Source organism: Dethiothermospora halolimnae (assembly GCF_037577855.1).
Classification (GTDB): domain Bacteria; phylum Bacillota; class Clostridia; order Tissierellales; family VENL01; genus Dethiothermospora; species Dethiothermospora halolimnae.
This window is the reverse complement of sequence record NZ_JBAKFX010000099.1, coordinates 1-7454: the sequence shown is the minus strand read 5'-3', so window position 1 is coordinate 7454 and position 7454 is coordinate 1. Positions and strand designations below refer to the sequence as shown.

At 33.9% G+C, this 7454-nt stretch carries 4 protein-coding genes, 13 tRNA genes and 2 rRNA genes; 2 read left to right on the top strand and 17 right to left on the bottom strand.

Going from position 1 to position 7454, the window contains the following annotated elements; all coding sequences use genetic code 11:
• Positions 1 to 762 (bottom strand): anti-sigma factor domain-containing protein (locus V6137_RS20125; protein ID WP_425449744.1); only part of this gene is annotated, 762 nt, incomplete at its 3' end.
• Positions 752 to 1486, bottom strand: coding sequence for an RNA polymerase sigma-I factor (gene sigI / locus V6137_RS20120; protein ID WP_425449743.1), 735 nt, complete (start codon positions 1484 to 1486; stop codon positions 752 to 754). The genes sigI and V6137_RS20125, both read right to left, overlap by 11 nt.
• A gap of 436 nt (positions 1487 to 1922) precedes the next feature.
• Here sigI and V6137_RS20115 point away from each other — a divergent pair, with 436 nt between their 5' ends.
• Both V6137_RS20115 and V6137_RS20110 read left to right on the top strand, forming a co-directional pair.
• Positions 1923 to 3497, top strand: coding sequence for a putative glycoside hydrolase (locus V6137_RS20115; protein WP_425449742.1), 1575 nt, complete (start codon positions 1923 to 1925; stop codon positions 3495 to 3497).
• A 192-nt stretch (positions 3498 to 3689) separates the two neighbouring features.
• Entirely contained in the window at positions 3690 to 4646 is a 957-nt protein-coding gene (locus tag V6137_RS20110; RefSeq protein WP_425449741.1) for a Na/Pi cotransporter family protein, read from the top strand.
• Positions 4647 to 4893: 247 nt separating this feature from the next.
• Here V6137_RS20110 and V6137_RS20105 read toward each other — a convergent pair.
• From V6137_RS20105 to V6137_RS20035, 15 genes are all read right to left on the bottom strand, one after another.
• Positions 4894 to 4969 (bottom strand) — tRNA-Phe (locus tag V6137_RS20105).
• A 22-nt stretch (positions 4970 to 4991) separates the two neighbouring features.
• Positions 4992 to 5068 (bottom strand) — tRNA-Pro (locus V6137_RS20100).
• A 5-nt stretch (positions 5069 to 5073) separates the two neighbouring features.
• A tRNA-Ser gene (locus V6137_RS20095) sits at positions 5074 to 5162 on the bottom strand.
• A gap of 16 nt (positions 5163 to 5178) precedes the next feature.
• Positions 5179 to 5252 (bottom strand) — tRNA-Gly (locus tag V6137_RS20090).
• A 138-nt stretch (positions 5253 to 5390) separates the two neighbouring features.
• Positions 5391 to 5465: transfer RNA gene (locus V6137_RS20085), tRNA-Gly, on the bottom strand.
• A 253-nt stretch (positions 5466 to 5718) separates the two neighbouring features.
• Positions 5719 to 5804, bottom strand: a tRNA-Tyr gene (locus V6137_RS20080).
• Positions 5805 to 5930: 126 nt separating this feature from the next.
• Positions 5931 to 6007, bottom strand: a tRNA-Asp gene (locus V6137_RS20075).
• A 124-nt stretch (positions 6008 to 6131) separates the two neighbouring features.
• Positions 6132 to 6207: transfer RNA gene (locus V6137_RS20070), tRNA-Val, on the bottom strand.
• A gap of 8 nt (positions 6208 to 6215) precedes the next feature.
• Positions 6216 to 6290, bottom strand: a tRNA-Glu gene (locus tag V6137_RS20065).
• 88 nt (positions 6291 to 6378) lie between these two features.
• Positions 6379 to 6455, bottom strand: a tRNA-Met gene (locus V6137_RS20060).
• Between the two features lie 18 nt (positions 6456 to 6473).
• A tRNA-Met gene (locus V6137_RS20055) sits at positions 6474 to 6549 on the bottom strand.
• Positions 6550 to 6678: 129 nt separating this feature from the next.
• Positions 6679 to 6768 (bottom strand) — tRNA-Leu (locus V6137_RS20050).
• Between the two features lie 14 nt (positions 6769 to 6782).
• Positions 6783 to 6857: transfer RNA gene (locus V6137_RS20045), tRNA-Asn, on the bottom strand.
• Between the two features lie 10 nt (positions 6858 to 6867).
• Positions 6868 to 6984: ribosomal RNA gene (rrf, locus tag V6137_RS20040) — 5S ribosomal RNA — on the bottom strand.
• 270 nt (positions 6985 to 7254) lie between these two features.
• Positions 7255 to 7454 (bottom strand): 23S ribosomal RNA (locus tag V6137_RS20035); the annotation flags it as partial.

Below are 7454 nucleotides of genomic sequence, written 5' to 3'. Positions count from 1 at the left end.
TTCTTTTTTTTCATCTTTTATTTCTTCTTTCTTCTTTCTTCTTTCTTCTTTAACTTCAAGTATTTCCTTCACTTTCATACCTTTTAACTCCCTAATATCTTCTTTATCTCCTAGTACACTTTTATACAACTGATATTTTCCTATAGACACATCATTATCTTCTCTATTACTATAATCTTCTTTATTACCTTCCATATATATAATTTTCAGATTCTTATCTTTAATATTACTTTTTATGCTTTTTATAATATTATTTTCAAAGCTAACATCATCATTTTCTTGCAATTGTACTTTGGATATGAGCACAATATTATTAGTACTTGTTAAATATCTTCCATTAATGGCCTTTTCTATACTAATATTTATAGCCTTATTTATATCCATTCCTATCATATCTTTTATTATTAAGTCATTTCCCTCTTTATTTATGGCACTAACATTCTTTACAATATAATCATCTGTTATCTCAAACTCAACACTGGGATTTATATCTAAGCTAACTATAGCATAGGCACTTCCTAGGTTTTCTGACACTATATTATTATATACAAATGAACCTATTATAAATATCATTAGGGCAGCAACAATACTGTACTTTATATGTCTTTTGTTATTTCTACTAATTATATCATCATCGGTAAAAATTATTTCTTTTCCCAACTGACACCCTTCTTTTCTCTTAATTTTTATATATCTATAATCCTTTGTTAATACTATATTTTCTCCTTTATTTTCCTTTATAATTTTCCCTCTATATACCATAGTCATCCCTCCTTTCAACTTCTAACACATAATTTTTTAAAACATCTAAATCGCTATCTAATATGATTAGTGTAGCTATAATAAACTTTCTATTTCCCTTTAAAACTTTAGCACTAAAGCCTATGCTTTCTGTTATTTTTTTTACTGGCATTTGTTTACTTTTATATAACTTAGATTTAATTTCCCCATTATCTAATATAAATCTGGCTATTTTTATGGAATTTAATCTCGTATCTATGTGCTTTGGAGAACTCTCAATCAAATCATCTAATTTTATATTAAACTTTTTCAATTCTTTCTCAAATCTATTAATTTGTTCCTTTACATGATAATTTTCAGTGAAGCTAGAAGTTTTTAATTGACTATTAATCTCCCTATTATAATCATCTCTATCAATTAAAATAGCTTTATTATTCCCTGTATTTTTCCTTTTATAGTCGATTATTCTATTTCTAATAATCATACTAGAAAAACTTATAAAATTGCCTTTCTTAAAATCATATTTATCAATTGATTCATTAAATGCTCCAAGGCCTATACTGTATTCATCGTCATTCTCTGTTTCAATATATCTATTGGTTACTTTTGTTATTGTTTTTATGATAAAAGGGGTATAATCAGATATTAATTTTTCCCTCTCCTCAATATCCCCACTTTTAATTTTTCTTAATCTTTTCTCTAATGTTGAATTTTTCTTCTTAAAAAGTTTAAGAATTCTACCCAAAACCTCACCACCTTGCATTATAGTAATACGTAAAAGTTTATATTTTTAAGTACTTAAGGCATTCGGAAAAAAATAATAAGTCAGTATGCTAGTCTATTTTGCATCATACTGCGTCGGCAGAACACGCTTATAGTCCACTATCAACGAATTCTGCCTCCTTGTCTGATACAAAATATCCGTCGCATCTTTGACTTATTATTTTCTTCCGAATACCTAATTTAGATTATATATTATATAATTGTTAAAATAAAAAGCAAATTTTTCTAAAATTGTAGGCATAATATTTCTTTCTATTTTTTTATACCTCTCATGGAAAAATTTTTATTAATATTTTTCTACTATACTATTGTATTTCGACACCTTATACCATATAATTTTATAATATAAGGTATTTTACAATTATATAAACATATAAAAATAAGAAGGGAGTCATTTAATGAAGAAAAAAATTATTGTACTAATTTTATCCGCCTTTATGATCTTATCTATCTTCGTTGGTTGTGATCAACCTGCTACTGTTACAACTGATGATAATGTTAAAGATGAGGTGTATGATGATAAAGAGCAGAAACAAAGTAATGATGAAACAAACGAAGAAGATAAAAATGATACTGATGATGAGTCAAAAGATGAGGAAAAAACTAATGATGAAACAACAGACAAAGACTCTGAAAAAGATAGCAATAATTCTTCAGACGGTGTAGTTAAAGCCTATGTTACTTTAAGTTCATTAAGTATTAGAAATACTCCGGACTACGATAATAGTAAAGTCTTAGGAGCTGTGGCTAAGGGTCAAGAAGTAATAGTTTTAGATGAGATAAAAGATCCTAACCATGATATTTTATGGTATCAAATTAAATTAGAAGATAAGCAAGATAATTTAGATAGATATATTTCAGCTAAATATACTACTAAAAATAAAGAAGACTTAAGCAATTCTTCTGCTTATAATTACTTAAACTTTGATAAAAGTCTTGACTTTGAACCGATTGATAAGGTTAAGGAATATGAAAATAATCCCAGAGTAGAAGCTAAAGGGGTTTTCTTAACAAGAACAAGTGGACAAAGTACTAAAAAAGTAGATGAGTTAATTGCCCTTGCCAATAGAACTAACATTAATACTTTTGTTATAGATATCAAAGATGATGATGGTAAAATGTTATTTGAAAGTAAAACGGTTGAAGAGATTGTTCCTGAGGCAAACAGTCATGCTAGGGATATAGAGTATGCAAAGGAACTTATAAAGAAACTTAAAGAAAATGATATTTATGTTATAGGTAGAGTTGTTTCTTTTAAAGATCCTCAATATGCTAGAACCCATCCTAATACAATAATAAGATATAAGTCAGGTGAGCCCTTTATAAACAGTAAAGTTAAATGGACAACCCCATATAATAGGGATCTATGGAAGTATATTATCGGAGTATCTAAAGAAGCTGCTGAATTAGGATTTAATGAAATACAATTTGATTATGTTCGTTTCCCTGCAAGTAACGGTGGTAAATTGGACAAACATTTAGATTACCAAAATAAATTAAATGAATCAAAGGCACTAGCAATACAAAACTTCCTAAAGGAAGCTAGAAAAGAATTATCTCCAATGGGAGTATATATATCAGCAGATGTATTTGGATTAGTTCCTTCCGTTAGGGATGATATGGGCATAGGTCAACATTGGGAAGCTATAAGTAATTATGTAGACATTATCTCCCCAATGATATATCCTAGTCACTATGCAAGGGGAACCTATGGAGTACCTATTCCAGATGCCAATCCATATAAAACTGTATATGAATGTACTTTAGATTCTGTTGAGAGAAATGAAAATATAAAAACTCCTGCTGTGGTAAGACCGTGGATTCAAGACTTTACTGCAACTTGGGTTAAGGGATATATAAACTATGGACCTAAAGAACTTGAGGCACAGATAAAAGCTTTAGAAGATGCTGGAGTTAATGAGTATTTACTTTGGAATGCAGGAAATAATTATACAGAGGGTGGAATTAGATAAAGACAAATAAAAAGGGCTCTAGAGCCCTTTTTATTTGTACAGAGTGCAGGGCGCAGAGAGCAGATATGAAAAAGTATACGGACTCAATAAATTGAGCTCGTATACTTTTTTATTTTATTTTCTCACAATATTAATATTGTTTGTAGAAATGCATATAGATTAATATCTATAGACATTTCTAAGGAGGTATGTATGTCTCTTAACTTTTTTAAAGATCATTATATATTACATATAATATACATATTTGTTGGATTAGGAGTTTTTCTATCTGGAATAAAATTAATGTCTTCATCATTTGAAAGTATAGTTAATACTAAGATTAAATATAAAATAAATAAATTCACTTCAAGTAAATTCCTAGGGATAGTTGTAGGAACAGTCTTAACTGGACTCCTTCAAAGCAGTAGTGCTACTACTTTAATTGTTATAACTTTAGTTCATAGTGGAATTTTAAATATATATAATGCTGTTCCTATAATTATGGGAGCTAATATAGGCACTACATTAACAGGTCAACTGATCGCATTTAACTTTACTAGTAATACCCATTTATTTATAGCAATAGGTTTAATATCCTATTGTATATTACGGAAAACACGATATAGAATAATATCTAAAGTTTTGATAAGCCTAAGCCTAATTTTTTTAGGTATAGATGTGATTAAAATAGCAGTATCTTCATTTCAAGCTACAACAAGATTTACTTTTCTTATACATATGGTTGGTAATAATAATTTTTTAGCAATATTTTTAGGTTTTATAATAACTGCTATAATTCAAAGTAGTAGTACTGGAATAGCAATGTTACAAATTCTAGCTTCTAGTAATTTAATAGATGTACATACATCCCTATATATTCTATTAGGTCAAAATATAGGCACTTGTGTAACAATATTATTGGGTAGTATAGCCACTAATAGAATAGGTAAACAAACTGCCATAATACATATAATGTTTAACATATTTGGTGTTCTGATTTTTTATTTTCTAATAGATCAGCTATATTATCTTGTCATACAGTTAAGCCCTGACTTCCCCTCTAGACAAATAGCAAATGCCCATACTATTTTTAATATATCTAATACAATTATATTATTGCCTTTTTCCAATTTGTTGGTTAAAATATCTAGAAAAATAATTTCTGATTAATGTATATGGTAAGAACAAAGGCGCCATTGATGCTTCTTTGTTCTGTTCAGGGTAAAAGGTTCATGGAGCAGGGAGCTTGCGATAAGGTTGGGGGATTACGAATCCCCCAACAACTAAAAAGATGCCATTGGCACCAGTTATAGTACAGAGTGCAGGGTACAAAGAGCAGGGATATAATCCCATAAAAAAAAGATTAGCTAAAAGCTAATCTTTTTTTCTCTACTCTCCGTGCCCTGCACTATAACTGTGGTGCCCAGAGGCGGAATCGAACCACCGACACGGGGATTTTCAGTCCCCTGCTCTACCGACTGAGCTATCTGGGCAAACAAATTATGTAAATCTATATGGTCGGGGTGGCAGGATTTGAACCCGCGACCCTCTGGTCCCAAACCAGATGCGCTACCAAACTGCGCTACACCCCGTTACCTGGCGGAGAGGGTGGGATTCGAACCCACGTGGGCTTGCACCCTAACGGTTTTCAAGACCGCCCCGTTATGACCACTTCGGTACCTCTCCAGTCCTCAACTTTATATGGAGCGGGTGAAGGGAATCGAACCCTCGCGACTGGCTTGGAAGGCCAGGGCTCTACCACTGAGCTACACCCGCATGTGCTGTCCTTTGGACAGAATTTTAAATTGTAAATTACAAATTTTAAATTATTAAATCTGCGTAGCAGATTGTTTTTTTACCTTTCATTTATAATTTAGAATTTACAATCTGTAATTCTTCACTTTAGTGAAGTTTTGGAGCGGAAGACGAGATTCGAACTCGCGACCCTCGCCTTGGCAAGGCGATGCTCTACCACTGAGCCACTTCCGCGTATGCTATTTACTTTTAATCATTATCTAATTCACCAGTAAGCTCTCAAGTTTTCCTAACTAAGCGATTCACACCAAATTGAAAAGAAGATTTGGGTTCTCTGCTTATACCGCTGAGCCACTTCCGCGCGCTGTCTTACAGACAGAATTTTAAATTATAAATTACAAATTCTAAATTATTCAATCTGCATCGCAGATTGTTTTTTTGTTTTTCATTTATAATTTAAAATTTACAATTTGTAATTGTCTTTTTTTGGTGGAGGGGACTGGATTCGAACCAGTGAAAGCAATGCTAACGGATTTACAGTCCGTCCCCTTTGGCCAACTCGGGAACCCCTCCATAGCTGTCTTTTAGACAGAATTTTAAATTATAAATTACAAATTTTAAATTATCCAATCTGTGCAGCAGATTGCTTTTTTTGCTTTTCATTTATAATTTAAAATTTACAATTTGTAATTGTGTTTTTGGCGACCTGGAAGGGACTCGAACCCTCGACCTCCAGCGTGACAGGCTGGCATTCTAACCAACTGAACTACCAGGCCAAGAACCAACTATCGTTGGAATTTTAAATCGTAAATTACAAATTTAAAATGTCTAATCTACGAAGCAGATTGTTTTTTTGTCTTTCATTTATAATTTAAAATTTACAATTTGTAATTGCTTTTATGGTGGGCGCAGCAGGGCTCGAACCTACGACCCCCTGCTTGTAAGGCAGGTGCTCTCCCAGCTGAGCTATGCGCCCCTATTTATTGGTGACCCTACCGGGACTCGAACCCGGGTTACCGCCGTGAAAGGGCGGTGTCTTAACCGCTTGACCATAGGGCCATAAAAACTGGTGCAGTGTACAATTAATACGGTTTCAAACATTCGTTTCTTTCCTGTACATTGCTCCCTGTACTCTGTACTGTATTTCTGGTAGCGGCGAACGGAATCGAACCGCTGACACTGCGGGTATGAACCGCATGCTCTAGCCATCTGAGCTACGCCGCCATAAAAACTCATTTTTAATGGTTGCGGGGGCTGGATTCGAACCAACGACCTCCGGGTTATGAGCCCGACGAGCTACCAGCTGCTCCACCCCGCGACATGCTATCCTGCGGATAGAATTTTAAATTGTAAATTACAAATTTTAAATTACCTAATCTACGAAGCAGATTGCTTTTTTTTGCTTTTCATTTGTAATTTAAAATTTACAATTTGTAATTGTATTTCTTGGTGCCGGGGACCGGAATCGAACCGGTACGGTCGTATAAGGACCGCAGGATTTTAAGTCCTGTGCGTCTGCCAGTTCCGCCACCCCGGCGGATATTTAGTTAGTGGCTCTCGGGGTGGGACTCGAACCCACAGCCTACCGGTTAACAGCCGGTTGCTCCACCATTGAGCTACCCAAGAACACTTTCTAATCTGGCAACGACCTACTCTCCCAGGCAGTTGCCCGCCAAGTACCATCGGCGCTGGAGGACTTTACTACTGTGTTCGGTATGGGAACAGGTGTGGCCCCTCCGCCATTGTTACCAGATTAAAATGACAACCCAAATCTTCGATTTGATGTTAGTCACTCACTCAACTCAAGTCGAAGATTTAAACTCTATCGCCTTAGCGACAAGATATATAATATCACATAATGTCGAACTTGTCAACACTTTTTAGTGGATTTTTTTCTTCATTAATCTCTCCACTCTCAATTCTCAACTTTCCTCTAAAAAAGTGTTTTGCACTTTCAAAATTGCACAGTGAATATACGAAAGTAATCTTCGAATGAATTCGAAGCTACTCCTTTGTTAATCATTTGGTCAAGCCCTCGACCTATTAGTATCATTAAGCTTAAGACATTACTGCCCTTACACCTATGACCTATCAATCAGATAGTCTTTCTGGGGTCTTAATCCTTTCGGATGGGAAATCTAATCTTAAGGGATGCTTCGCGCTTAGATGCCTTCAGCGCTTATCACTTCCAGACTTGGCTACTCAGCTATGCCCTTGGCAGAA